Origin of the sequence: Romboutsia faecis, from assembly GCF_014323405.1 — a bacterium.
GTDB classification, from domain to species: Bacteria; Bacillota; Clostridia; order Peptostreptococcales; family Peptostreptococcaceae; genus Romboutsia_E; species Romboutsia_E faecis.
In genome coordinates, this window is sequence record NZ_JACRWE010000005.1 from 86,070 (window position 1) to 112,582 (window position 26,513).

Consider the following 26,513-nt stretch of genomic DNA (forward strand, 5'->3'; position numbering starts at 1 on the left):
TTTAAGTTAATAATTAAAAAAATACACTACAAATAATGTATGTTTATGTATAATATATAAATAGCTATATAAATAGTATAATACAAATGTACATAAAATAAACAATATAAACTAGAGTAATAAAAGGAGGAAGTATGAATCAAAAATCATTAAGAGTTTTAGAGTTTAATAAAATCGTTGACATATTAAAGACAAAAGTTTCATCTTCTTTAGGTTTAAAATATATAGAAAATTTAACTCCAAGTTCAGACTATGAAGAAGTTAGATATATGTTAGAAGAAACTAGTCAAGCTCAAGGTATACTTTTAAAAAGAGGATCATTAGGTCTAAATGGTATACATGATGTTGAAGATAAAGCAAAAAGAGCGGAAATTGGAGCATCTTTAGACCCGGGAAGTTTAATAAAAATAGCAGATACTCTAAGAGTTGCTAGAAATCTAAAAAATACGTTAGCAAGTAGTGAAGAAGAAGAATTTAATTACCCTGTAATTCAAGGATTATCAAATTCATTATATGTATATAGAGATGTAGAAGATAAAATTTACAATGCGATAGTAAGTGAAATAGAAATATCAGATAATGCGTCTTCAGAACTTAGAGATATAAGAAGAAGAATTGTACAAAAGAATCAATCTATAAGATCTAAGTTAAATTCTATAATTTCATCAACTACATATCAAAAATATTTACAAGATGCAATTATATCTGTAAGAGGAGATAGATTTGTAGTTCCTGTAAAAGCAGAGTATAGATCTTATGTTTCTGGAATTATTCATGATCAATCATCATCAGGAGCAACTTTATTCATAGAGCCTATGAGTATTGTTGATATGAATAATGAATTAAGACAATTAAGATTAAAAGAACAAGAAGAAATAGAAAGAATACTAGCTGAGTTATCTGCACTTGTAGGTGAAATTAGCCATGATATTATTTCTAACCAAGAAATACTAGGTAAGTTGGATTTTGCATTTGCTAAAGGGAAACTATCCATAGCTATGAAGGCAGTAGAACCGAACTTAAATGAAGACAAATTTATAAATATAAAAGCTGGGAGACATCCTTTATTAGATGCAGAAACTGTAGTTGCAAATGATATTTATCTAGGCAGAGATTTCCATACATTGTTAATAACAGGTCCAAACACAGGTGGTAAAACAGTAACTATAAAGACAGTAGGACTATTTGCTCTTATGACACAAAGTGGTCTTCATATACCTGCAAACTATGGAAGTAGCATGTGTGTATTTGATAATGTATTTGCAGATATTGGTGATGAACAAAGTATAGAGCAAAGTTTATCTACTTTCTCATCTCATATGACAAATATAGTTTCTATATTAAAAGATGTAACAGAAAATTCTTTAGTAATATTTGATGAATTAGGTGCGGGAACTGACCCTATTGAAGGAGCATCTCTAGCAATCGCTATATTAGAAGACGTAAAAATGGCGGGAGCAAAATGTATAGCAACAACTCACTATACTGAATTAAAAAATTATGCACTAACAAAAGAAGGTGTAGAAAATGCTGCAGTTGAGTTTGATGTAGACACTTTAAGTCCTACATATAGATTACTTATGGGAATACCAGGTAAATCAAATGCATTTGAAATATCTAAAAAATTAGGATTAAGTGATTATATAATATCAAGAGCGAGAGAATTTATAGATGATAGTAATATAGAATTGGAAGATGTTATTCAAGAAGCTGAGAAAAGTAGACTTAAAGCAATAGAAGAAAGAGAAGAGGCTGAAAAATTAAAGGTAGAGATAGAAAAAGTTAAACAAGAATATGATGAGAGATTAGCTAAAATAACATCTCAAAGGGATAAATTAATAGAACAAGCTAAGTCTGAGGCATTTAGAATTACTAGAGGTGCTAAAGAAGAAGTTGATAATATAATAAAAGAACTTAGACAAATGGAAAATGAAATAGCTTCTAAAGAAAAGAATCGTAAGATTGAAGCACTTAGAAAAGAATTATCTAGTTCTATGGGTGCTCTTCAGCCATCTGTTGAAAGTATGATAATTCCAAAGGTTGCAACTAAAGAAATTAAAAATTTAAAACCTGGAGATGAAGTTAAGGTAATAACTTTAAATCAAAATGGAAGTGTAGTTTCAGTTGATGAAAGAAAGAAAGAAGCAGTAGTCCAAATAGGTATAATGAAAATGACCTTACCATTCAAGTCGTTGCAAAAAGCAAAGGCAGATGTAAAGACTACTGTAACTAAGGGAACTAGAAGCATAATAAAATCAAAATCAGGTAGAGTTAAGAGTGAAGTAGACCTAAGAGGTATGAACTTAGAAGAAGCAATAATGGAAGTTGATAAATATTTAGATGATGCCTGTGTAGCAGGATTAGAATATGTTACAATAATACATGGTATAGGTACAGGCGTTCTTAAATCAGGAATTCAAGAAGTACTTAAGAAGAATAAACATGTTAAATCTCAAAGACCTGGTCAGTACGGTGAAGGTGGAGCAGGTGTCACAATAGCGGTATTAAAATAAAGTTATTAAGGAGAGATTAATATGATTTTAGTATCAGCATGTCTATTAGGAATAGACTGTAAATATAACGGGTCTAGCAATGATAATGCTAAGGTAAAAGAGTATTTAAAAAATAAAGCATTTGTAATTGCATGTCCAGAACAACTAGGAGGATTAACAACACCAAGGAATCCTTCTGAAATAGTTAAATGTGATAAAGATGGAATTATAAATGAAAATTATAAAATCATAAGTAATAAAAATGTAGATGTCACTGAAAACTTTATAAAAGGTGCGAATGAAACCTTAAAAATTGCCAAAATTTATAATTGCAAAGAAGCTATATTAAAGGATGGAAGTCCTTCTTGTGGTTCTAATTTTATATATGATGGAAGTTTTACAGGCAATAAAGTTATAGGTGAAGGAGTAACAACTAAATTACTTAGAGACAATAATATAAAAGTAATTAGTGAAAAAGACTTATAATAAATCAAACATCTTGAAAAAACTTAAGATTTGATTTACCATAAGAAGATAAGAGAAAGAGAGAGGAGCAATGACATGCAAGATTTCAAGGTAGCAATAGCAAATTGCCTTAAAGAAAAGATAGAAGATTTATCTTTAGAAGAAATATTAGGACTTATAGAAATACCACCAAATAAAGATATGGGTGACTATGCTTTCCCATGTTTCAAACTAGCAAAGGTATTTAGAAAAGCTCCTAACATGATAGCAAGTGATTTATCAGAAACTATAGAAGCTAAGGGAGATATATCGAAAGTTATGCCAATGGGCGGATACGTAAACTTCTTTGTTAACAAATCTCAATTAGCTAATAATGTTATAAATGATGTATTAACTCAAAAAGATGCATACGGACATGGAAAAATGGGAGATGGTAAAACTGTAGTAATAGATTTTTCATCTCCTAATATAGCAAAGCCTTTCCATATAGGTCACATAAGAACTACAGTTATAGGTAATGCTTTATACAAAATATATGACTCTCAAGGATATGATACTGTAAGAGTAAATCACTTAGGTGACTATGGGACTCAGTTCGGAAAACTTATAGTAGCATTTAAGTTATGGGGAGATAAAGAAACTGTAGAATCTAACCCAATACCAGAATTATTAAAGTTATACATAAGATTCCATGATGAAGCTGAAGAAAAGCCAGAAATGGAAGATGAAGCAAGAGCTTGGTTTACAAAGTTAGAAAATGGAGATCCAGAAGCTAAAGAATTATGGCAATGGTTTAGAGATGAAAGTTTAAAAGAATTTGCTAGAGTTTATGATTTATTAGATATACAATTTGATTCTTACAATGGAGAAAGTTTCTACTCTGATAAGATGGATACTGTAATAGAGACTATAAAAGAAAAAGGATTATTACAAGAATCTCAAGGAACTAATGTAGTTGATTTAGAAGCATATAATATGCCACCTGCATTAATAACAAAAAATGATGGTTCTACTTTATATATGACTAGAGATTTAGCAGCAGCAGTATATAGAAAGAACACTTACAACTTTGATAAGTGTATATATGTAGTTGGATCTCAACAAGCATTACACTTCCAACAATTATTTAAAGTTTTAGAACTTGTAGGATTTGAGTGGGCTAAAGATTTAATACATGTTCCATTTGGAATGGTTGCACTAGAAGAAGGAACTATGTCTACTAGAAAAGGTAGAGTAGTATTCTTAGAAGATGTTTTAAAACAAGCTATAGAAAAAACAAAAGAAACAATGTTAGCTAAAAACCCAGATGCTAAAAATGTAGACACGATAGCTAAGCAAGTAGGGGTTGGAGCTGTAGTGTTCCAAGAGTTATCTAACAGTAGAATCAAAGACTATACTTTCTCTTGGGAAAGAACATTAAGCTTTGAGGGTGAGACTGGACCGTATGTTCAATACACTCATGCTAGATGTTGTGCAGTATTAAGAAAGGCTAATGAAGAAGTAACTTCAGATATTAATTATGAATTATTAACAAATGAAGATAGTGTAGAAGTATTAAAAACAATAGCTTCATTTAATAAAAATATAGTATCTGCATTAAATAGAAATGAGCCACATATAGTAACTAGATTTGTACTAGATTTAGCTCAAGCATTTAACAAATTCTATCATGATAATCCAATCTTAGTAGATGATGTTGAAGTAAGAAAAGCTAGACTTGCTTTAGTTGCGGCAACTAGACAAACATTAGAAAATGGACTTAAATTATTAGGAATGCATGCACCAGAAAGAATGTAATAGGTGTTAAAATATAGATTATAACCGGGGCGCTCGGGCTGATATATAATTTCTAGAATTATATATCAGCCCTTCGCTACGTTATATAACCTATATCTTAATATACTTAGAGGTGATATATAAGAAAGACAAGGTATATTAAATATATTAGTTGATAAGACTAATTATTAAATAGTATTACTGAGGAGTATAATATTTATGAAGGATAATATAATAAAAAAATGCTACTTAGCAGCCTTTGACATAAATGATAAAAATCTTAGAAATTTAATGATTATAAATACTAAATGTTTAGTTGATGATGGAAAAAATAGATATGTATATATAGATAGTAATCGTTTAAAAGATGAGTTAATTTATTATAGATTTTATGGTGAAATACCAAATTACAATTCTATTTTAAATCTAATATTACCGGCAGTACTTGCAAATAAAAATATCGATAGATCACAAGATGAAGCTATATCGTTAATTCAAAAATATGCTAAATATTTAAAAAAAGAAATAAAGATTTTTGATTATATATTAGGTTCGGTTATATACAATAGTATAATTCACAGTTTAGTATATGATAAAAATATTAGTTATGAAGAGTTATTAAAAGGAATTAAAGAAAGAATAATAGGTATATCTATAGAATTAGATAAACCTCAAATGATTAAGTTTCAGATGAGTAGAATTAATGCTTTACAAACTATAGATAAATTTATAGATAAAAATAATGAAGACTATGATGATAATAGAATAGTATCTACAATTTTAAATATTTTATATGATATTTATATAGAAGATAGAGATGTAGAGAATGATGGAATTAAAAGTATAAAAAAATCTATACTATCTATACTTGGAGATGAAATTCACCTAAATATAGATAATATAGATTTTGTTTCGTCAATGTCAGAGTACATCACTAAATTAAGATCGTATAAAATCAATAAAAAAATATACAACAGAACATCTGATCCACGAGAATTAATTAAATTAAATGAAGGTGACGTTTACATAGACCCGATATTTAATCAAATAAAAGTTATATCAAAAGAATTTAGTGAAGACATACTTAGTATGAAAATAAAAGCTAAATCTGGAATCTATGTATTAAAATTTAAAAAATCTTAAATTTAGTTATTAGCTTCTAGGTAGTCTATAAAAACTTCTTCTGTAGTATTGGTTAAGAAGCATAACTCTTTTACTATACTATTTCTAAGTTCAATAAAATCATTAAGGTTTGTATTTTCATTAGTAAACTCTAATGCTTTTATTATAAGTAGTAAATCCCTTTTTGATAAGGCATTGATAGATACTTGGTCGATTAATTCCATAATAAACTTCCTTTCTAAATATATAGTAACTAATAAACTAATATTCTACAAAAAACAATAAAAACCCTTTTAAAAAGTAGAATTATGATAGTTTATATAAATTATTTTAACTTAAATACAAGATAAAATATAGACAATATTGATAAAGAGGTGAAATATTTGAAAATATTATTAACCACATTAAACTCTAAGTTTATTCATACAAATTTGGCAATAAGATATCTAAAAGAATTTGTAAGAGATTTACTACCAGTAGATATAAGAGAGTATACAATAAATAATGATTTGGATTATATTTTGAAGGATATATATAGAAATAATTATGATGTTGTATTGTTTTCTACATATATATGGAATGTATATGATACGGCTAAAATTTGTGAAAACTTAAAAAAAGTAAACCCTAATATAAAAATAGCACTAGGTGGTCCGGAAGTAACTTACGATAGTGCAGAAGCAATGGAAAAATATCCTTTTATAGATTATATATTATGTGGCGAGGGAGAATTAGTTTTTAGAGACTTAGTAGAATATTTATTAGGCAAAAAAAATATTGAAGATGTAGAGGGGATAGTTTACAGAAATAATGATGAAGTAATAGTAAACAATCCTAAAGCTTTACTACAAAACTTAGATGAGATACCTAGCCCATATGAAAATTTAGATCCAAAAGAATATGAAAATAGAATTGTTTATTATGAAACATCAAGAGGATGTCCTTTTAATTGTCAATATTGTTTATCATCAACTTTAAAGGGACTAAGATACTTTAGTATTGATAGAGTAAAAAAGGATTTGAAACAATTAATTGATGCAAGAGTATCTCAAATTAAATTTATTGACAGAACTTTTAATGCAAACAAGAAGTTTGCTCAAGAAATAATGAAGTTCCTTATGGAACATGACAATGATTACACAACATATCATTTTGAAGTAACAGCGCATTTATTAGATGAAGATACGCTGGAATTCTTAAAAGATTGTAAGGAAGGTTTATTTCAATTTGAGATTGGAGTTCAATCTACGAATCAAAAAACTTTAGATGCAGTTGGAAGAAGAGATGACTTTAAAAAGCTATCTTATGTTGTTCAAAAAGTTGCTTCCTATAGAAATATACATCAACACTTAGATTTAATTGCAGGTCTTCCTTATGAAGATTATGCAAGCTTTGAAAATTCATTCAATGATGTATTTAATTTAGGAATAGAACATTTACAACTAGGTTTTCTTAAGATGATAAAAGGTACAGGGATAAGAAATACAGCAAAAAATCATGGATATAGATACAAAGATTATGCTCCATACGAAATTTTATATAATGATTATATAAGTTATGTTCAGATATTAAAACTAAAAGATATAGAAGAGATATTAGAAAAATACTATAACTCGAAAAATTTTGTACTATCAATGAGATATATAATTAAGAATTTCTATAGTGAAAGTCCATTTAAATTCTTTGAAGACTTTGCAACTTACTTTGATGATAATGGATACTTTGATATGGCTCAAGGTAAAAATCAATTATACAATATATTATTAGACTTCTATAATGAAAAAATAAATGTGAATAATGAATTATTTAATGATATACTAAAGTACGATTACATATCGTTAGGTAAGACATCTAATTTACCACAATTCTTTAACAAAAGAGAAATGGAAGATTTTAAAAATAGATGTCATGTATTTTTACAAGATAATGACAATGTAATTAAATACTTACCTAAATTTGAAAATAAACCAGCTAAACATATGATTAAATACGTTCACTTTGAACCATTTAACTTTAATATTTTAGAGTTGAAAGAAGATATACATAGAAATCTAGTTAAAAATGAAAATGTAGTTTTGTTTGTATATGATGATAAGAAGATTTTTGAAAAGTCAAAATCATATAGTGTAGTGATATAGGAGGTTAATATGAACTTTAGAATTGAAAAATACTTATTAAAAAAAGCAGATGAATTAGCTTTCATAACCATAAAAAATGATGGAGACTTTAAATTAGAAGGGTACAAGATACCAAATCAAGGATTAGATGTTCCAATAAAGAATGAAGTACTTGTAAAGGGAATAAAAGAAAATACAGCTCAAGAAGGAATTAATTCTATGTCTATAGCAGATGCTATGATATATATTATGGGTATAGATAGCAACTTCAAGTACAATGATGAGTACAAGAAGTTTCTAGATGCTTTAGAAAAGAATATAAATTTAGATATAAGAGCATATATGGGATACATGTCTAGAAAGTATTTTGAAATAGGAGAATCTACAGATTCTTTAATATACTTAAAGGCACTTATAAGTCAATATCCAGATGATATTGAAGGAATGTATCACTATGCAATAGTATGCCAAGAGCTAGCCCAACAATATCAAAAGGATTCTGATAATGAAGGAATGAACAATTTCTTACTTGAAGCTTTAGATAAGTTAGAAAGAGTTATAGCATTAGATGAAGGATTTGCATTAGCATATTATCATTTAGGATATCACTATTATAACCAAGGCCAATATATAAAAGCTAAAGTTATATGGGAAGAAGCTTTAAACTTAGGCTTAGATGAAGATACAGTAGCTGAGATACAAGATAATATAGGAAAGATGGACTTTAAAGTACAATACGAAGAAGGTTATAGCTTAGTATTCCAAGGAAGAAGTGAAGAAGCTTTAGAAAAATTATTGCCATTAGAAGCAGAACATTCAGATTGGTGGAATTTATTATTTATGATAGGTTTAGCATATAAGCATATGAATGAAATAGAAGAAGCTAAATCATATTTTGAAAGGATATTAATCTTAAAACCACATCAAGTTGATACTATGGTAGAGCTAGGGCTTTGTGAAGCTGCTTCTTATAATTTAGAAAAAGCAATTGAGCATTTTAGTACAGCTGCAAAGATAAAAGAAGATCCAGAAATACTATGTAACTTAGGTATGGCATACTTAAACAATGGTGAACTAGATGAGGCAATTTATTATGTTGAAAGAGCATATGAATTAAACCCAGAAGATGAAATAACAGTGGCATGTATGAGAGAGTTAGATAATTATAGATAAAATCAAAATAGGTGTATCCTAAAGTATATTTTAGGATACACCTATTTTATTTATATTTATAATAAAGTAGATAATGGAAATTTGTTTTGGGTATAAGTAAATTATAAAAATATTTAAAGGAGCAATATTATGAGAAAAATTCTTGATAATTTAAAACTTTATTTTAAGAAAAAGGAAGATAAGAATGAAACGATATGCTATTGCTTTAATATAAGTAGTAACGATATAGCAAAAGAAGTGAATCAAGGTTGTGAATCTATAAGAGACATAAGAAATAATACAAAGGCTGGAATGGGTTGTGGAAGGTGTAACGCAGGAGTTGAAAGAGTGGCATACAATGCTATTAAAAATAGAAATAAAAATATATAAATAACATAATACAGATATAAAATTTAGTGCTAATATTATATAGGGGTGGTGATTTGATAAAGAAATTAGATGAAATGGAAAAACATTTAAAGTTAGGAGAAAGAGCAATTTTATCTGTAGCAGCAGCTCATAATGAAGAAGTTTTAATATCAATAAAAGAAGCTGTGAATAGAGGCGTAATTCAACCTATATTAGTTGGAAATATTGACAAGATAAAATCTATTTCAAAGTCTATTAATTTAGACTTAGAGAATATAGAATTAATACAAGAGGATGATATTGTAAAGTGTGCTGAAATAGCAGTAAGATTAGTTCATGATAATAAAGCTGACTTTATAATGAAAGGCTTGCTAGATACTTCGATATTACTAAAAGCCGTTTTAAATAAAGAATATGGGTTAAAAAAAGAAGGACTACTAAGTCATGTAATGATTCATGAAGTTGAAAGTTATCATAAGTTACTTCTTATTTCAGATGGAGGAATGAATATATCACCTAATTATGAACAAAAAGAAGGCATAATAAAAAATGCTATACTTGCTGCTAAATCCTTAGGTATAGAGGAAATAAAGGTTGCATGTATCGCAGCAGTAGAAAAAATAAATCCTAAAATGCAGGCAACAATAGATGCGCATAAATTGCAAGAAGCTTGTGAAAATGGTTTATTTGGAAAAAATGTAATTGTAGAAGGTCCTTTAGCATTTGATTTAGCGGTATCTAGTCATGCAAGTGAAGTGAAAGGACTTAAGAGCATAGTATCAGGAGATGTTGATATTATAATCACACCAACAATAGAGGTTGGGAATGCTCTTGGAAAATCACTTACTTATATGACTAAGTCAAAATCAGCTGGTGTTATAATGGGAGCCAGTGTACCTATAGTATTAACTTCAAGAGCTGATTCATCTGAGTCAAAGTTATATTCGATAATATACGGAGCTTTAATATCTAAAAATATATAAAAATATTTTTATATTGTATACATTTAATAATATATAAGTTATAATTTTATTGAAATAAAATCAAAGTACTTACCCAGAAATATCTAAAAATATTAAACAATTCATTAATATATAAGAAACAAACCTAATAAATATAGCTAAAAATAATCCAAACTAAAAAGAAAAATAGTAAAATTAAGGAATGTAGAAAAAAAAGAAATTTTGTTGCTTAAAGGAAAAAATTGTTAAAAAAATATTTAAATTTTCACCCAAGAAAACATAAATTAGTATATAATCAAATTAGGGTTTTTATTTAAGACATGCTGAGTTTATCACCTAGGGGATTTTAAAATTAAAATCAAAAAAGGGGATAGAGATATGGATAAAAAAGCAATGACTATTGACTTGAACAGTCAAATATTATTAGACAAGGCCGAAAAAGAAGGCGTTGAAACAATGTATGACAGGGCGCAAGGCTTTAAAAATCAATGTGGATTTGGTTTAAAAGGTATTTGCTGTAGAAACTGTGGTATGGGACCTTGTAGAATAACTCCAAAAACTCCTAGAGGAATATGTGGAGCAGATGAGCATACAATAGTTGGTAGAAACTTTGCTAGAATGGTAGCAGCTGGTACTGCAGCTCACTCTGATCATGCTAGAGATATAGCTCATACAATGGCTCTAAGTTCTAGAGACGGAAACTACACTATTAAAGATGAAGTTAAATTAATAAATTTAGCAAAAGAATGGGATGTAGAAACTGAAGGTAGAGATATATACGACATAGCTCATGAAGTTGCAGATGTAGCTTTAATGGAATTCGGTAAACCACATGGAGTAGCAAGATTATTAAAAAGAGCTCCAAAACAAAGACAAGAATTATGGAATAAGCTTGGTATAGAACCAAGAGCTATAGATAGAGAAATAGCTACAATAATGCACTCTACTCATATAGGATGTACAGGAGACATAGATAGTTTAATGCAAATGTCAATGAGAACGGCATTAGCAGATGGTTGGGTTGGTTCAATGATAGGTACAATATTTAGTGATATATTATTTGGAACTCCAACTGTTAGAAATTCAGAAGCAAACTTAGGTGTTTTAGAAGAAAACAAAGTAAATATAATATTACATGGTCATGAACCTTCATTATCAGAAATGATAGTTTTAGCATCAGAAGATCCAGAATTAGTTGAATTAGCAAAATCTGTTGGAGCTGATGGAATAAATTTAGCAGGAATGTGCTGTACAGGTAACGAAGTTATAATGAGACACGGTGTTAGAACAGCAGGAGATTTCCATCAACAAGAATTAGCTTTAGTTACAGGAGCTGTAGAAGCTATGATAGTTGATGTTCAATGTATATTCCCTGCATTACCAAGAGTTGCAGACTGTTATCACACAAAATTCATAACAACATCTCCAAAAGCAAAGATAGCAGGATCTACATACATGGAATTCAAAGAAGAAGATGCGTTTAATATAGCAAAAGATATTGTTAGATCAGCTGTATTAAACTTCCCAAATAGAGATAAATCAAAAGTATTAATCCCAGAACATAAAGCAAGCTCAACTGTAGGATATAGTACAGAGGCTATAGTAGGACAATTAGATAGAGTTGTAAACTCTCAAATAGACCCAGCAGGAACTGTGAAACCACTTGCAGACTGTTTAAAATCAGGAGTTTTAAGAGGAGCAGTAGGTGTTGTTGGATGTAACAATGCAAAAGGTGTTTCTAACTTAGCTCATACAACAGTTATGAAAGAATTAATAAAAAATGACATAATAGTTGTTACTACAGGTTGTGGTGCATCAGCAGCAGGTAAGTTTGGATTATTAAACAAAGATGCAAAAAAATATGCAGGAAAAGGTTTAGCTACTGTATGTGAACTAGTTGATATACCTCCAGTACTACATTTAGGTTCTTGTGTTGACTGTAGCCGTATACTTGAAGTTGTTGGAGAGACAGCTAAGTATTTAGGTATGGACTCATCTGATCTTCCAGTAGCTGGAGTAGCTCCAGAGTGGATGTCAGAAAAAGCAGTTGCAATAGGAACTTATGTTGTAGCAACTGGTATAGACGTATACTTAGGAATAATGCCTCCAGTAGGTGGATCTGAAAGAGCAGTAGAAATATTAACTAAAGAAATGGAAGATATGGTAGGAGCTAAGTTTATAGTTGAAGAAGATCCAGTTAAATTAGCTCATAAGATAATCGAAGGAATAGAAAAGAAACGTGTTCACTTCGAAGCTTTAGTAGAAGAAAAAATGTTACAACCAGCTGAAGCATAACAGTAATTATAAACTTAATAGTTGAGTTGATTTAAATCTAAGCATACTACTTTGAAAAGTTAGTATTGTATATAAGTTTATAGAAAAGCTTGGCTGTAGATTATTTTTAATGCAAAAATATAAGTAGGGCATTAACTTTAATGTCTTACTTATAGAAATTTTAAAATAGATAAATATAAAATTATTAGATCTATAAAGTATATATACAGAAGGTGGTAGAATATGAAAATAGCAGTAACAGGTAAAGGCGGAGTAGGTAAAACAACTTTCTCTTCAATGCTTTCGAGAATGTTTGCTGAAGATGGATATAGGGTTGTTGCTGTGGATGCTGATCCAGATGCAAATTTAGCATTAGCACTAGGGTTTCCAAGGGAAGTTTATGATTCTATAGTACCAATATCAGAGATGAAGAAATTAGTTTCTGATAGAACAGCAGCAGAAACAGGAACATTTAATAAAATGTTTAAATTAAATCCTAAAGTAGATGATATACCAGAACAGCATTGTCAGGAGTACAATGGAGTAAGATTACTTACATTAGGAACTGTTGACTCAGGTGGTTCTGGATGTGTTTGTCCTGAACACGTATTACTAAAAAGACTTTGTAGCCATTTAATATTGCAAAATAAAGATGTAGTAGTTATGGATATGGAGGCTGGAATTGAGCATTTAGGAAGAGGAACTGCTCAAGGTGTAGATGCATTTATAGTAGTAGTAGAGCCAGGGGAAAGAAGTTTACAAACATATAGAAAAGTAAAAAAACTTGGAAGTGATATAGGTGTTAAGCAAGTCTTCGTTGTCGGAAATAAAATAAGAAATAAAGATGATGAAGATTTTATAAAAAGTAATTTAGAAGATGGAGAAGCCTTAGGATTTATATACTACAATCAAGACGTTATAAATTCTGATAGATCAAATCAGTCTCCGTATGATGTGAGCACACAAACTAAAGATGAAATTAAGGTTATAAAAGATAGATTACTTCAAATAAAAGAAAATAAAAATAAATAAGATTGAAGCTATCTTTAAGAAAATTCTTAGAGATTAGTTTTAACAGCACTTACATATAGTTAGTGTTATAAAAATTAAAAAATTGTGGGGAGGATTCAATTATGGGATTCAAATCTGATATTGAAATTGCACAAGAAGCACAACCTCAAGATATTAGAGATATTGCAAAGAAATTAGGACTTACAGAGGATGATATTGAGTTATATGGCAAGTATAAAGCTAAGGTAGACTATAATCTTCTTAAAAAAGATAATGGTGGAAAAAAAGCTAAGTTAATATTAACTACAGCTATAAATCCAACTCCTGCAGGAGAAGGAAAAACTACTACTACAATAGGTGTTGCAGATGGTTTAGCTAAATTAGGTAAGAATGTGCTAGTTGCATTAAGAGAACCTTCTTTAGGGCCAGTATTTGGTGTAAAAGGTGGAGCAGCTGGTGGAGGATATGCTCAAGTTGTTCCAATGGAAGATATAAATTTACACTTTACTGGAGATTTCCATGCTATAGGTGCTGCAAACAACTTATTAGCTGCAATGTTAGATAACCATATTCATCAAGGTAACCAATTAGGAATAGATGCTAGAAGTATAACTTGGAGAAGATGTGTTGACATGAACGATAGACAATTAAGAAATGTTGTCGATGGTTTAGGTGCTAGAGCTGACGGAGTTGCAAGAGAAGATGGATTTGATATAACTGTTGCATCAGAAGTAATGGCTGCTTTCTGTTTAGCAAGTGACATAGTTGACTTAAAAGCTAGATTAGGAAGAATCATAGTTGGATATAACTTCCAAGGGGAACCTGTAACTGCAGAACAATTAAAAGCTAATGGTGCTATGGCAGCTTTATTAAAAGATGCTTTAAAACCAAACTTAGTTCAAACTTTAGAAGGAACACCTGCATTTGTTCATGGTGGTCCATTTGCAAACATAGCTCATGGGTGCAACTCTGTAATAGCTACTAGAATGGCTATGCATTTTGCAGACTATGTAGTAACTGAAGGTGGATTTGGTGCTGACTTAGGTGCAGAAAAGTTCTTAGACATAAAATGTAGAATGGCTGATTTGAAACCAGATGCAGTTATAATAGTTGCTACAGTAAGAGCATTAAAATATAACGGTGGAGTACCAAAAGACCAATTGAATAATGAAAATTTAGAAGCATTAGAAGCAGGTCTTCCAAACTTATTAAAACATGTTGAAAATATAACTCAGGTATACAAATTACCTGCAGTTGTTGCTATAAATGAATTCCCAACTGATACTGAAGCAGAAGTTAATTTAGTAAGAGAAAAGTGTAAAGAATTAGGTGTTAATGTTGCCTTATCTCAAGTGTGGGCAAAAGGTGGAGAAGGTGGAATTGAGTTAGCTGAAGAAATAGTTAGGTTAACTAGCCAAGAAAATGACTTCCAATTCTGTTATGAAGATGACTTAAGCATAGCAGAAAAAATAAATGCAATAGCTACTAAAATATATGGAGCTGATGGTGTAGACTTTACTCCACAGGCTCAAAAAGAATTAGAAAGATTAGAAAGTTTAGGATTTGGTAAGATGCCTATATGTATGGCAAAAACTCAATATTCTTTAACTGATGATCAAACTAAATTAGGTAGACCAACAGGATTCAGAATAACAGTAAGACAATTAACAGTTTCAGCTGGAGCTGGATTTATAGTTGCACTTACTGGAGCAATAATGAAAATGCCAGGACTTCCTAAAGTCCCAGCAGCAGAAAGAATAGATGTTGATGAAAATGGAGTAATATCAGGTCTATTCTAGTATTGATAAGAAAACAAGTTAAGGTAGTGCGATATCGTACTACCTTAATTCGAATAGAGACCTTTTGTAGAATTAGGGGGAAAAATGATGAATATATCAGAAAAAACTTGTGTAGAATTTGTAGATGTGCTTGCATCTAAAGCACCAGTTCCAGGAGGTGGAGGAGCAGCAGCTTTAGTAGGAGCTATAGGTATGGCTTTAGGTAGTATGGTATGTAACTTAACTATAGGTAAAAAGAAGTATGCAGAATACGAAGAAAGTGTTAAAGAGATTTTAGTTCAAGCAAGTGAATTAGAAAAAGATTTACTTGTTATGATTGATAAAGATGCTGAAGGATTCTACCCACTTTCTCAAGCATATGGACTTCCAACTTCAACTGAAGAAGAAAAGAAAATAAAAGAAGAAACTATGCAAAAAGCACTAAAAGTTGCATGTGAAGTTCCTATAAATATAGTAAGAGCATGTTATAAGGCTATAAAGTTACATGAGGAACTAGTAGATAAAGGTTCAAGACTTGCGATAAGTGATGTAGGGGTAGGAGTACAATGCTTAAGAGCTGCAATACTTGGAGCAGAATTAAATGTTGTTATTAACGTTAACTCTATAAAAGATCAAGATTATGTAGATAAAGTTAATGCAGAAATGAAAGAACTTGTACAAGGCGGAGTCAAAATTTGTGACGAAGTTTTCAAGAAAGTTGAAATTGCTTTAGGGAAATAGATTAAATTAATATTTAAGGGGGATCTTGTAAATGGAAGTATCAGTAGCTAAAGGTCAAATAATTAAGGGTAAACCAGTTGCAGATGAAATGAGCGAAAACTTAATAAAAGAAGTTAATGAGTTAAGCAAAGAGGGTATAATACCTAAGTTATCTATATTAAGAGTTGGAGAAAAAGCTAATGACTTAGCTTATGAAAGAGGAGCTCTTAAAAAATGTGAAACTATAGGTATTGAAACTGAGGTAACTGTTTTAGACGAAGATGTAACTCAAGAACAATATATAGAAGCGTTACAAAAACTAAATGATGACCCAAAAGTAAATGGTATATTAACATTTAGACCATTACCAAAAGGTATAGACGAAGAAGTAATAAAGCACGTTATAGCACCAGAAAAAGATGTTGACTGCTTTAACCCATTAAATACTGCTAAAGTAATGGAAGGTGATAAAACAGGATTCCCACCATGTACTCCAACTGCGGTTGTTGAAATATTAAAACATTATAATGTTGATTTAAATGGAGCAAATGTAGCAGTACTTGGTAGATCTATGGTAGTTGGAAAGCCAGTATCAATGCTTTTATTAGGAGAAAATGCTACAGTTAATATATGTCATTCTAGAACTAAAAATTTAGCAGAAGTAACTTCAAAAGCTGATATATTAGTTGCTGCTGTTGGAAGAGCTAGGATGGTAACACCTGAATACATAAAAGAAGGTGCAGTTGTAATAGATGTTGGTATAAATGCTAAACCAGAAGGTGGCGGAATTTGCGGTGACGTAGATACAGATGCAGTAGTTGAGAAAGCATCTATGATAACACCAGTTCCTGCAGGAGTAGGCTCTGTAACTACATCTGTACTTGCAAAACATGTAATAAAAGCTTGTAAGTTACAAAATAACAAATAGAGATACTTTTAGGGGGGAATAAGGGTATGGTAATTTCTGATAAAAAACCAATACAAGAAATATTAGGATTTTTAGAAGGTTCAGAAAAAGTAGTTTTAGTTGGTTGTAATCAATGTGCTGCAACTTGTAAAACTGGAGGAGAGCCAGAATTACAAGCTATGAAAGAAGAATTAGAAGCTAACGGAAAAACAGTATTAGGATGTAAAGTTATAGATCCTTGTTGTAACCTTTTACAATGTAAAAAAGATTTAAAAGCTGTAAAAGAAGAGTTAAAAGAAGCTGATGCTATATTATCTTTAGCTTGTGGTGATGGGACACAAACTATAGTTAAAAACACTAAGAGCATGCCTGTTTATCCAGCTAACAACACATTATTTATAGGAGAAGTTGAAAGAGTTGGTCAATTTGAAGAAGCTTGTAAAGCCTGTGGAGAATGTGAACTTGGATGGACTGGTGGAATATGCCCAGTAACTATGTGTGCTAAAGGCTTAATAAATGGAGCTTGTGGTGGAGCTAAAGATGGAAAATGTGAAATAAGCCATGAAAATGATTGTGCATGGATTAAAATATATGAAAGACTTAAAGAGATAGACCAATTAGATAATTTAACAGCAGTAAGACCGCCAAAAGATTACTCAAAACAAAATAATCCAAGAAGTTTAGATCTAAAGAAAAAAGCACAAGAAGCTGCAAATGCAGAAGCTTAATAACTTTTAAAGGTTAAAAAGGGGGATTTTATAAATGAGCTTATTACAAGAAACATTAGAAAGAGGCGAATTTGCAATAACTGCTGAAATGGCACCTCCAAAAGGTACAGATCTTTCTCACCTTTTAGAATGTGCAAAAAAGTGTGTAGGTAGAGTTCATGCTACAAATGTAACTGATTTCCAATCAGCAGTTATGAGAGCAACATCTCTTGCTACATGTAAAATGTTAAAAGATATAGGTCTTGAACCAGTAATACAAATGACTGGAAGAGATAGAAATAGAATAGCTATAGAAGGTGAAATGCTTTCTGCAGGTGTATTTGGAATAGATAATCTATTAGCTTTAACAGGAGATCATACATGTGTTGGAGATCACCCACAAGCTAAGGGAGTATTTGATTTAGACTCTGTAAGTATACTTAGTACAGCTACTCAATTAAATAGTGGTGTTGATAGTGTTGGTTTAGAATTACAAGGTAAAACAAACTTTTATTTAGGTGCATCTGTAACACCAGAATATGCTCCAATAGAAGTACAATTATTAAAAATGCAAAAGAAAATAAATGCTGGAGCTAGATTCTTCCAAACTCAAGCGGTTTATGATATAGATCATTTAAGAAAGTTCAGAGAACTTACAAAAGATATGGATTGTAAAATTCTAGCTGGTATAGTTCCATTAAAGTCACCAGGTATGGCTAAATTCATGACAGCTAATGTTCCAGGTATATTCGTTCCAGATGATCAAATAGAAAGATTAAAAGCAGCTGGAAAAGGTAACTATGTTCAAGAAGGAATAAAGATGGCTGGAGAATTTATAAGACAGATAAAAGAAGAAAACTTATGCGACGGTGTACACATAATGGCTATAGGAGCAGAAGAAAATGTTCCTCTAATATTAGACGCTGCAGGTCTATAAAATTAATTAGGATAGGGGGCAATTCAATGAAAATAGCAGTTATCGGTGGAGGCCCAGGAGGATACGTAGCGGCTATAAAAGCGGCTATGCATGGTGCTGATGAAGTTGTAGTTATAGAAAAGAAGAGAGTTGGAGGGACTTGCCTAAATGTAGGATGTATACCAACTAAAGCATTACTTGCATCTTCTTCAATGTTAATGAATGTAAAAGAAGCAAAAAGCTTTGGAATAGATATAGATGGTGATATAAAACCAAATTTTTCAGCTATAATGGATAGAAAAAATAAAATTGTAGATCAACTTATAGCAGGTATAGAATTTTTATTTAATAAGAGAGACATTAAACTTATTAATGGATTTGGAAAATTGGTAGATAAGAATACTATAGAAGTTACAAAGGAAGATGGATCAAAAGAGATAGTTAATGCAGATAAAATAATATTAGCAAATGGTTCAGTTCCTGTAGTACCATCTATGTTCCCATACGATGGTAAGCTTGTAATAACTAGTGATGAAGTTCTAGGGTTAGAAGAACTTCCGCAATCTATGTTAATAGTTGGAGGAGGAGTTATAGGATCTGAAATAGGTCAATTTTTCCAAAATTTAGGTACGCAAGTTACTATTGTAGAGATGGCTGAACATATTTTAGGAAATGAAGATAAAGATGTGGCTAAACAGTTGCAGAGACAGTTTAAAAAGGATAAAATTAAAGTGTTAGCAGGTGTAGGGGTACAAACTTGTGAAATAGTAGATAATAAAGTTGTAGCAACACTGTCAAATGGGAAGTCAGTGACTGCAGATACTTGTTTAGTTGCAGTTGGTAGAAAACCAAATCTTGCTAACTCAGGAATAGAAGAAATAGGAATAGAGCTAGTTGGAAGAGGAAAAGTAAAAGTTAACGAATACTTAGAAACTAATGTAGAAGGTATATATGCTATAGGGGATATAATTGATACTGCTATGCTTGCACATGTCGCTTCAAAAGAAGGAGAAGTAGCAGCGGTAAATGCATTAGGTGGAAATAAAAAAGTAAATTATTCAGCAGTACCAAGATGTGTATATACTGAACCAGAAGTTGCTGGTGTTGGAAAAACTGAGAAACAACTACAAGCTGCAGGTGAAGAATATAATGTAGGTCAGTTTGATTTTAGAGCATTAGGAAAAGCTCAGGCTATAGGCCATATCCAAGGATTTATAAAAGTTCTTGCAGATAATAATGATAAAATTATTGGAGCTTCAATAGTAGGACCTCATGCTACAGATTTATTAACTGAACTATCTTTAGCAGTTGGCCTAGGCCTAACAGTAGAACAAGTAGGAGATATAATACATGCACATCCAAGTTTATCTGAAGGATTGATGGAAGCTCTTCATGATGTACATGGAGAATGTGTTCATGCTGCTCCAAAATTAGTTAAAGCATAAAGCAAAACAGAGTAATTAGACTATAGTTTAACTTAAAGCTCTGTTTTGACAAGGACAAGGGGGAAGTCTTAATATGGGATATAATATAGCTGTAGCAGGAAAAGGTGGAACTGGGAAAACAAGTCTTACAGGGCTTTTAGTTAATTCTTTAATACAAGATAAAAAGTCACCAGTATTAGTCGTAGACGCAGACGCTAATGCCAATATAAATGAAGTATTAGGCATAGACGTAGAAGCATCAATTGGTCAAATCAGAGAAGAAGTAAATCAAAGAGAAAAATTAGGTAATTCATTCCCTGGAGGTATGACAAAAGCACAATTCTTACAATATAGATTAAACTCTATAATTGAAGAAGGAGAAGGCTATGATCTACTTGTAATGGGGCGTTCTGAAGGAGAAGGTTGTTATTGTTTTGTCAATGGTATCCTAAGAGAACAAGTTCAAAAAATTTCAAACCATTATAATTATGTAGTCATAGACAATGAAGCTGGTATGGAACACTTAAGCAGAAAAACTACTAGACATGTAGATACTCTACTTTTAGTAAGTGATTGCTCAAGACGTAGCATACAAGCAGTTGCTAGAATAAGAGATTTAGCTAAAGAATTAAACCTAAGTGTAGGAGAGGTAAAACTTATAGTAAATAAAGTTCCAGATGGAATCTTACATGAAGGAGTAAAAGAAGAAATTGAAAAATATAAGCTAGATCTTATTGGAGTAGTACCTTTAGATGAATTAATATATGAATATGATTCTACAGGTAAACCATTAGTAGAGTTACCTGAAGATTCACAAGCTAAACAAGCTATTAAAAATATAATAGCTAAATTAGAATTAAAATAGGCTTAAGGGGGAAAAGATTATGGCATTTAAAATGTCTGTTCAAAAGTATTCTGGTAAAATATCAGAAGTGGAGATAGGAACAGGAGATAAAGCAATAAAATTAGGTGGAGAAAATGTTCTACCATTTTATGGATTTGATGGAGAAACTGGAAACTCTCCAGTTGTTGGAATACAAATATCAGATATATATCCAGATAGCTGGTTAGATTCATACAAAGAAATGTATAAAGATGTGGCTAACTGTCCTGTTGAATGGGCTAAGTATGTTGAAGCAAATACAGAAGCAGATTTTATATGTTTAAAATTCGATGGAGCAGATCCAAATGGATTAGATAAAACTCCAGAAGAATGTGCTGAAGTTGCTAAAGCTGTTGTTGAAGCAATAAATATACCTTTAGTTATAGCTGGTACAGGTAACCATGAAAAAGATGGAAAATTATTTGAAGTTTTAGCTCAAGCAGTAGATGGTCATAACTGCTTATTTATGTCAGCAGTAGAAGACAACTACAAAACAGTAGGTGCTTCAGCTGGTATGGCATATAACCACAAGGTAGGGGCTGAATCTTCAGTTGATATAAACTTAGCAAAACAAATGAACGTATTATTAACTCAATTAGGTGTTAAATCAGAAAATATAGTTATGAACATAGGATGTTCAGCTGTTGGTTATGGATATGAGTATGTTGCATCTACTATGGATAGAATAAGACTTGCAGCATTTGGTCAAAATGATAAATCATTACAAATGCCAATAATAACTCCAGTAGGGTTTGAAGTAGGTCACGTAAAAGAAGCTATAGCTTCTGTTGAAGATGAACCAACTTGGGGTTGCCCGGAACAAAGAACAATAGCTATGGAAGTTTCAACTGCAGCAAGTGTATTAGTTGGTGGATCAAATGCAGTAATACTTCGTCATCCAGAATCAATAAAAACTATAAAAAATTTAATTAGCGAATTAGCTTAATTTATATTGTAAGGTTAGGGGGATATAAAAATGGCATTAAAAGCATTAGATATATTTAAATTAACACCAAAGAAAAACTGTAAGGACTGTGGTTTTCCAACTTGTATGGCTTTCTCTATGAAAGTTGCTTCAGGGGCAGTAGAAGTTGAAAAATGTCCACATATGTCAAATGATGCAATAGCAAAATTATCAGAGGCAACTGCACCATTAATGAAATCATTAAAAGTAGGTGCTAAAGAATCTGAATATACATTAGGCGGAGAAACTGTATTATTCAGACATGAAAAAACTCTTGTAAGTAGAAACAGATTTGCTGTACAATTCTGCGACTCTATGAGTGAAGAAGCAATAGATGCTAAAATAGCAAATATGAAGTTAGTTGATTACATAAGAATAGGAGAAGAAATGAAGGTTGAGTTTGCATTAGTTAAGTACAATGGAAACAAAGACGCTTATGTATCATTAATTAATAAATTAAAATCTAGTGAATTAAAAATAGCTTATATAATAGATTGTGAAGATGCTGAAGTAGCTAAAGAAGCTGTTTCATTATTAGATGGAACTAACCCAATAGTATACGGAGCTAATAAAGAAAATTACAGTGCTATGATAGATGTAGTTAAAGGAGCTAACTTAGCACTTGGAGTTAAAGCATCTAGTTTAGAAGAATTATATTCTACAGTTGAAACTATACAAGCAGCTGGATATAAAGAATTAATACTAGATGTAACTGGAGAAAATATAAAAGACACTTATACTAATGCAGTTCAAGTTAGAAGAATATCATTAAAAGAACAAGATAGAACATTCGGATACCCATCAATAGTATTTGCAAACAAATTATCTAATGACAACCCAATGATGGAAGTAGCTTTATCTTCTGTATTTACAATAAAATATGGATCTATAATAGTTTTAGATGACATAAATTACTCAAAAGCATTACCATTATTCGCATTAAGACAAAATATCTACACTGACCCACAAAGACCAATGAGAGTTGAACCTAAAATATATCCAATAAATAACCCAGATGAAAATTCACCAGTATTAGTTACTGTTGACTTTGCATTAACTTACTTCATAGTATCTGGAGATATAGAAAGATCTAAAGTACCATGCTGGTTAGTAATACCTGATGCAGGTGGATACTCAGTTCTTACATCTTGGGCTGCAGGTAAGTTTGGTGGTAACTCAATAGCAGCATTCGTTAAGGAATGTGGAATAGCTGAAAAAACTAAAAATAGAGATTTAATAATACCTGGTAAAGTTGCTGTTATAAAAGGTGACTTAGAAGAAAACTTACCAGATTGGAACATAATAATAGGTACAGAAGAATCTATGGAAATACCTAAATTCTTAAAAGAATATCAAGCTAAAAAGAACGAAGAATTAGCAAATGCTTAAGATGAAATTATTATTTTAAAATAAACTAATTTAATCCATAAGGGGGATAATTAATACATGGAAAAATTTATGATAATAGGTGAAAGAATACATTGTATATCACCAGAAATAAGAAAAGCATTAGCAGAGAGAGATCCTGAGCCAATATTAAGAAGAGCTAAAGCTCAATTAGATGCAGGTGCTCATTATATAGATTTCAATATAGGACCAGCTGAAAGAGATGGAGAAGAAATAATGACTTGGGGAGTTCAAATGCTTCAATCTGAACTTAACAATGTACCATTAGCATTAGATACTGCTAATAGAAAAGCTATAGAAGCAGGTCTTAAAGTTTACAATAGAGAACATGCTAAACCAATAGTAAACTCTGCAGATGCAGGTGGAAGAATAGATTTAATAGACTTAGCAGCTGAATATGATGCTAAAGTAATAGCATTATGTTCTAAAGATGGTATACCAAAGGACAATGATGAACGTATGGCTTACTGTCAAGAAATGTTAGAAAAAGGTTTAATGCTAGGTATGGATCCAACTGATATGTTATTCGACCCATTATGCTTAGTTATAAAAGGAATGCAAGAAAAACAGCTTGAAGTTCTAGAAGCAATAAGAATGATGACAGAAATGGGACTTCCAACAACAGGAGGTTTATCAAATGTATCTAATGGATGTCCTAAACATATAAGACCAATACTAGATAGTAATTTCTTAGCTATGGCTATGGCTAACGGATTTAGTTCTGCGATAGTAAACCCATGTGATGAGTTATTAATGCAAACTATAAAATCTTGCGACATAATAAATGGAGCTTCTTTATATGCAGATTCTTTCTTAGAAATAAATGAAGGTGCATTTGAATACAACGTATAATATACAAACTAATCATAAAATAATAAGCCTCAGCTAAGTAAGCTGAGGCCTAAAGGGGGAAGTAGAGTGAATTTATATAATATAATTTTTACAGGCTCAGAACAAGCTTTAAGTGCTGCTAAAGGTATGTTAGCTGATGCAATATCTCAACATGGAAAAGAGCATCCAGTATCATTCCCTGATACTGCATACTCATTACCTTGCATATATGCAGCAACAGGACAAAAAATGAATACTCTTGGAGATTTAGAAGGAGCTTTAACTGTTGTTGAGTCTTTAATAAATAGAACTCATTTATTAGAACATGCCTTAAATTCTGGCTTAGCTACAGCTTTAGCTGCTGAAGTTATAGAAGCTATAAAATATGCAACTATGGAAGAGCCTTATGCTGCTCCATGTGCAGGACATGTAAGTGACCCAATAATAAGATCTCTTGGTGTACCACTAGTTACAGGAGATATACCAGGAGTTGCAGTTGTACTTGGTGAATGCCCAGATGCAGAAACTGCAGCAAAAATAGTTAAAGATTATCAATCTAAAGGTTTATTAACTTTCTTAGTTGGTAAAGTTATAGATCAAGTTATAGAAGCTGGAGTAAAAATGGGAGTTGACTTAAGGGTTATACCTTTAGGATATGACGTAACTTCTGTTATCCATGTTGTATCTGTTGCAATAAGAGCAGCATTAATATTCGGAGGATTAACTCCAGGAGATCTTCCAGGATTATTAGAATATACATCTAAGAGGGTTCCTGCATTTGTTAATGCATTCGGACCACTTAGTGAACTAGTTGTATCTGCTGGAGCTGGAGCAATAGCTTTAGGATTCCCAGTTATAACTGATCAAACTGTTTTAGAAGTTCCTATGAACCTATTAACTCAAAAAGATTATGATAAATTTGTAGCTACTTCATTAGAAGCTAGAAATATAAAAATAAAAATAACTGAAATACCTATACCAGTAGCATTTGCAGCTGCATTTGAAGGTGAAAGAATAAGAAAAGGCGATATGTTTGCTGAATTTGGTGGTAATAAAACTGAAGCTTGGGAGCTTGTTGTACACAAAGAAGCTGCTGAGGTTGAAGACCATAAAATAGAAATAATAGGACCAAATATAGATGAAGTTGAACCAGTTAATGGATTAGTAAGATTACCTCTTGCTGTAATAGTTAAAATTGCTGGTAAGCAAATGCAAGATGACTTTGAACCAGTTCTTGAAAGACGTTTCCACTATTTCATGAACTATATAGAAGGTGTAATGCACGTTGGACAAAGAGATATGTCTTGGGTAAGAATATCTAAAGATGCTTATGAAAAAGGATTTAGATTAGAACATATAGGAGAAGTTTTATATGCTAAGATGAGAGATGAGTTTGAAACAGTTGTTGATAAGTGTGAAATAACTATAATAACTGATCCAGAACAAGTTTCTGCTAGAAAATCTGAAGCTACTTCTAGATATGATGCTAGAGATGAAAGATTAGCTTCATTAGTAGATGAAAGTGTTGATACATTCTATTCTTGTAACTTATGTCAATCATTTGCACCAGCTCATGTTTGTGTTGTTACTCCTGAAAGACTTGGACTTTGTGGAGCAGTTAGCTGGTTAGATGCTAAAGCTACAAAAGAACTAGACCCAACAGGTCCTTGCCAACCAATAGTTAAAGGTGAATGTTTAGATGATAGAACTGGGGTATGGAACTCTGTAAATGAAACAGTTAGCCAAATATCTCAAGGTGCTGTTGAAAGTGTTACATTATATTCTATACTTGAAGATCCAATGACTTCTTGCGGATGCTTTGAGTGTATATGTGGTATAATGCCAGAAGCTAATGGATTTGTTATAGTTAACAGAGAGTTCCCAGGAATTACTCCAGTTGGTATGACATTCGGAGAGCTTGCTTCTATGACAGGTGGAGGTGTTCAAACTCCAGGATTTATGGGACACGGAAGACATTTCATATCATCTAAAAAATTCGCTTATGCTGAAGGTGGACCAGAAAGAATTGTATGGATGCCAAAAGAATTAAAAGAGTATGTTGCTGATAAATTAAACGCTACAGTAAAAGAAATGACAGGTATAGAAAACTTTGTAGATATGGTTTGTGATGAAACTATAGCTAATGATTCTGAAGGAGTACTTGCTTTCTTAGAAGAAAAAGGTCATCCAGCATTATCAATGGAAGCTGTAATGTAATATTACTTATCTAGGGGGA

The 26,513-nt window shown here is 31.2% G+C and carries 22 protein-coding genes; 21 read left to right on the forward strand and 1 reads right to left on the reverse strand.

Annotated features, from left to right (window positions below):
* Window positions 1-134: 134 nt before the first annotated feature.
* The 4 genes from H8923_RS11885 (at window position 135) to H8923_RS11900 (ending at window position 5,876) form a co-directional block, all read left to right on the forward strand.
* A complete protein-coding gene (locus H8923_RS11885) occupies window positions 135-2,513 on the forward strand; it encodes an endonuclease MutS2 (protein WP_153971917.1) in 2,379 nt (792 codons plus the stop codon).
* 21 nt (window positions 2,514-2,534) lie between these two features.
* Window positions 2,535-2,978: a DUF523 domain-containing protein gene (locus tag H8923_RS11890; protein WP_153971916.1), complete on the forward strand. Its 444-nt coding sequence runs from the start codon at window positions 2,535-2,537 to the stop codon at window positions 2,976-2,978.
* A 75-nt stretch (window positions 2,979-3,053) separates the two neighbouring features.
* Window positions 3,054-4,754, forward strand: a complete 1,701-nt coding sequence (gene argS / locus H8923_RS11895) for an arginine--tRNA ligase (protein ID WP_153971915.1) — start codon at window positions 3,054-3,056, stop codon at window positions 4,752-4,754.
* Window positions 4,755-4,952: 198 nt separating this feature from the next.
* Window positions 4,953-5,876, forward strand: coding sequence for a hypothetical protein (locus tag H8923_RS11900; RefSeq protein ID WP_153971914.1), 924 nt, complete (start codon window positions 4,953-4,955; stop codon window positions 5,874-5,876).
* 2 nt (window positions 5,877-5,878) lie between these two features.
* Here the strand turns inward: H8923_RS11900 and H8923_RS11905 are convergent, their stop codons facing one another.
* The gene (locus H8923_RS11905) at window positions 5,879-6,079 is read right to left on the reverse strand and encodes a hypothetical protein (RefSeq protein ID WP_153971913.1); all 201 of its coding nucleotides are present in this window, start codon (window positions 6,077-6,079) and stop codon (window positions 5,879-5,881) included.
* A 159-nt stretch (window positions 6,080-6,238) separates the two neighbouring features.
* On the opposite strand from H8923_RS11905, the gene H8923_RS11910 reads away from it, so the two are divergent.
* The 17 genes from H8923_RS11910 (at window position 6,239) to acsB (ending at window position 26,494) form a co-directional block, all read left to right on the forward strand.
* Entirely contained in the window at window positions 6,239-7,993 is a 1,755-nt protein-coding gene (locus H8923_RS11910) for a B12-binding domain-containing radical SAM protein (RefSeq protein WP_153971912.1), read from the forward strand.
* Between the two features lie 9 nt (window positions 7,994-8,002).
* Window positions 8,003-9,145: a tetratricopeptide repeat protein gene (locus tag H8923_RS11915; protein WP_153971911.1), complete on the forward strand. Its 1,143-nt coding sequence runs from the start codon at window positions 8,003-8,005 to the stop codon at window positions 9,143-9,145.
* A 129-nt stretch (window positions 9,146-9,274) separates the two neighbouring features.
* Window positions 9,275-9,514: a (2Fe-2S)-binding protein gene (locus tag H8923_RS11920; protein WP_153971910.1), complete on the forward strand. Its 240-nt coding sequence runs from the start codon at window positions 9,275-9,277 to the stop codon at window positions 9,512-9,514.
* Window positions 9,515-9,567: 53 nt separating this feature from the next.
* A complete protein-coding gene (locus H8923_RS11925; protein ID WP_153971909.1) occupies window positions 9,568-10,476 on the forward strand; it encodes a phosphate acyltransferase in 909 nt (302 codons plus the stop codon).
* Between the two features lie 357 nt (window positions 10,477-10,833).
* The gene (gene cooS, locus H8923_RS11930; protein WP_153971908.1) at window positions 10,834-12,750 is read left to right on the forward strand and encodes an anaerobic carbon-monoxide dehydrogenase catalytic subunit; all 1,917 of its coding nucleotides are present in this window, start codon (window positions 10,834-10,836) and stop codon (window positions 12,748-12,750) included.
* A 222-nt stretch (window positions 12,751-12,972) separates the two neighbouring features.
* Window positions 12,973-13,761, forward strand: a complete 789-nt coding sequence (locus H8923_RS11935; RefSeq protein ID WP_153971907.1) for an ATP-binding protein — start codon at window positions 12,973-12,975, stop codon at window positions 13,759-13,761.
* Window positions 13,762-13,862: 101 nt separating this feature from the next.
* Entirely contained in the window at window positions 13,863-15,539 is a 1,677-nt protein-coding gene (locus H8923_RS11940; RefSeq protein WP_153971906.1) for a formate--tetrahydrofolate ligase, read from the forward strand.
* Between the two features lie 87 nt (window positions 15,540-15,626).
* Window positions 15,627-16,259 (forward strand): cyclodeaminase/cyclohydrolase family protein, encoded by a 633-nt coding sequence (locus H8923_RS11945; protein ID WP_153971905.1) that lies wholly within the window; start codon window positions 15,627-15,629, stop codon window positions 16,257-16,259.
* A gap of 31 nt (window positions 16,260-16,290) precedes the next feature.
* Window positions 16,291-17,166: a bifunctional 5,10-methylenetetrahydrofolate dehydrogenase/5,10-methenyltetrahydrofolate cyclohydrolase gene (locus tag H8923_RS11950; RefSeq protein ID WP_153971904.1), complete on the forward strand. Its 876-nt coding sequence runs from the start codon at window positions 16,291-16,293 to the stop codon at window positions 17,164-17,166.
* 26 nt (window positions 17,167-17,192) lie between these two features.
* Window positions 17,193-17,873 carry a methylenetetrahydrofolate reductase C-terminal domain-containing protein gene (locus H8923_RS11955; RefSeq protein ID WP_153971903.1) on the forward strand — a complete coding sequence of 227 codons (681 nt, stop codon included), beginning with the start codon at window positions 17,193-17,195 and terminating at the stop codon, window positions 17,871-17,873.
* Between the two features lie 34 nt (window positions 17,874-17,907).
* Complete coding sequence (locus H8923_RS11960) at window positions 17,908-18,789, forward strand: methylenetetrahydrofolate reductase (protein ID WP_153971902.1); 882 nt, start codon at window positions 17,908-17,910, stop codon at window positions 18,787-18,789.
* Between the two features lie 26 nt (window positions 18,790-18,815).
* A complete protein-coding gene (gene lpdA / locus H8923_RS11965) occupies window positions 18,816-20,213 on the forward strand; it encodes a dihydrolipoyl dehydrogenase (protein ID WP_153971901.1) in 1,398 nt (465 codons plus the stop codon).
* A gap of 73 nt (window positions 20,214-20,286) precedes the next feature.
* A complete protein-coding gene (locus tag H8923_RS11970; RefSeq protein WP_153971900.1) occupies window positions 20,287-21,057 on the forward strand; it encodes an ATP-binding protein in 771 nt (256 codons plus the stop codon).
* A 19-nt stretch (window positions 21,058-21,076) separates the two neighbouring features.
* On the forward strand, window positions 21,077-22,021 hold the full coding sequence (gene acsD, locus H8923_RS11975; RefSeq protein ID WP_153971899.1) for an acetyl-CoA decarbonylase/synthase complex subunit delta: 945 nt from the start codon (window positions 21,077-21,079) through the stop codon (window positions 22,019-22,021).
* A gap of 30 nt (window positions 22,022-22,051) precedes the next feature.
* Complete coding sequence (gene acsC, locus H8923_RS11980) at window positions 22,052-23,428, forward strand: acetyl-CoA decarbonylase/synthase complex subunit gamma (protein WP_153971898.1); 1,377 nt, start codon at window positions 22,052-22,054, stop codon at window positions 23,426-23,428.
* 57 nt (window positions 23,429-23,485) lie between these two features.
* Window positions 23,486-24,298: a carbon monoxide dehydrogenase/acetyl-CoA synthase methytransferase subunit gene (acsE, locus tag H8923_RS11985; RefSeq protein WP_153971897.1), complete on the forward strand. Its 813-nt coding sequence runs from the start codon at window positions 23,486-23,488 to the stop codon at window positions 24,296-24,298.
* 66 nt (window positions 24,299-24,364) lie between these two features.
* On the forward strand, window positions 24,365-26,494 hold the full coding sequence (gene acsB / locus H8923_RS11990) for an acetyl-CoA decarbonylase/synthase complex subunit alpha/beta (RefSeq protein WP_187127934.1): 2,130 nt from the start codon (window positions 24,365-24,367) through the stop codon (window positions 26,492-26,494).
* Window positions 26,495-26,513: the final 19 nt, after the last annotated feature.

What these genes read in the sequence shown, in the direction of transcription:
- H8923_RS11885 (WP_153971917.1), top strand. Translation starts at nt 135, where the DNA reads ATGAATCAAAAATCATTAAGAGTTTTAGAGTTTAATAAAATCGTTGAC.
- H8923_RS11890 (WP_153971916.1), top strand. Translation starts at nt 2,535, where the DNA reads ATGATTTTAGTATCAGCATGTCTATTAGGAATAGACTGTAAATATAAC.
- argS (WP_153971915.1), top strand. Translation starts at nt 3,054, where the DNA reads ATGCAAGATTTCAAGGTAGCAATAGCAAATTGCCTTAAAGAAAAGATA.
- H8923_RS11900 (WP_153971914.1), top strand. Translation starts at nt 4,953, where the DNA reads ATGAAGGATAATATAATAAAAAAATGCTACTTAGCAGCCTTTGACATA.
- H8923_RS11905 (WP_153971913.1), bottom strand. Translation starts at nt 6,079, where the DNA reads ATGGAATTAATCGACCAAGTATCTATCAATGCCTTATCAAAAAGGGAT.
- H8923_RS11915 (WP_153971911.1), top strand. Translation starts at nt 8,003, where the DNA reads ATGAACTTTAGAATTGAAAAATACTTATTAAAAAAAGCAGATGAATTA.
- H8923_RS11920 (WP_153971910.1), top strand. Translation starts at nt 9,275, where the DNA reads ATGAGAAAAATTCTTGATAATTTAAAACTTTATTTTAAGAAAAAGGAA.
- cooS (WP_153971908.1), top strand. Translation starts at nt 10,834, where the DNA reads ATGGATAAAAAAGCAATGACTATTGACTTGAACAGTCAAATATTATTA.
- H8923_RS11935 (WP_153971907.1), top strand. Translation starts at nt 12,973, where the DNA reads ATGAAAATAGCAGTAACAGGTAAAGGCGGAGTAGGTAAAACAACTTTC.
- H8923_RS11940 (WP_153971906.1), top strand. Translation starts at nt 13,863, where the DNA reads ATGGGATTCAAATCTGATATTGAAATTGCACAAGAAGCACAACCTCAA.
- H8923_RS11945 (WP_153971905.1), top strand. Translation starts at nt 15,627, where the DNA reads ATGAATATATCAGAAAAAACTTGTGTAGAATTTGTAGATGTGCTTGCA.
- H8923_RS11950 (WP_153971904.1), top strand. Translation starts at nt 16,291, where the DNA reads ATGGAAGTATCAGTAGCTAAAGGTCAAATAATTAAGGGTAAACCAGTT.
- H8923_RS11955 (WP_153971903.1), top strand. Translation starts at nt 17,193, where the DNA reads ATGGTAATTTCTGATAAAAAACCAATACAAGAAATATTAGGATTTTTA.
- H8923_RS11960 (WP_153971902.1), top strand. Translation starts at nt 17,908, where the DNA reads ATGAGCTTATTACAAGAAACATTAGAAAGAGGCGAATTTGCAATAACT.
- lpdA (WP_153971901.1), top strand. Translation starts at nt 18,816, where the DNA reads ATGAAAATAGCAGTTATCGGTGGAGGCCCAGGAGGATACGTAGCGGCT.
- H8923_RS11970 (WP_153971900.1), top strand. Translation starts at nt 20,287, where the DNA reads ATGGGATATAATATAGCTGTAGCAGGAAAAGGTGGAACTGGGAAAACA.
- acsD (WP_153971899.1), top strand. Translation starts at nt 21,077, where the DNA reads ATGGCATTTAAAATGTCTGTTCAAAAGTATTCTGGTAAAATATCAGAA.
- acsC (WP_153971898.1), top strand. Translation starts at nt 22,052, where the DNA reads ATGGCATTAAAAGCATTAGATATATTTAAATTAACACCAAAGAAAAAC.
- acsE (WP_153971897.1), top strand. Translation starts at nt 23,486, where the DNA reads ATGGAAAAATTTATGATAATAGGTGAAAGAATACATTGTATATCACCA.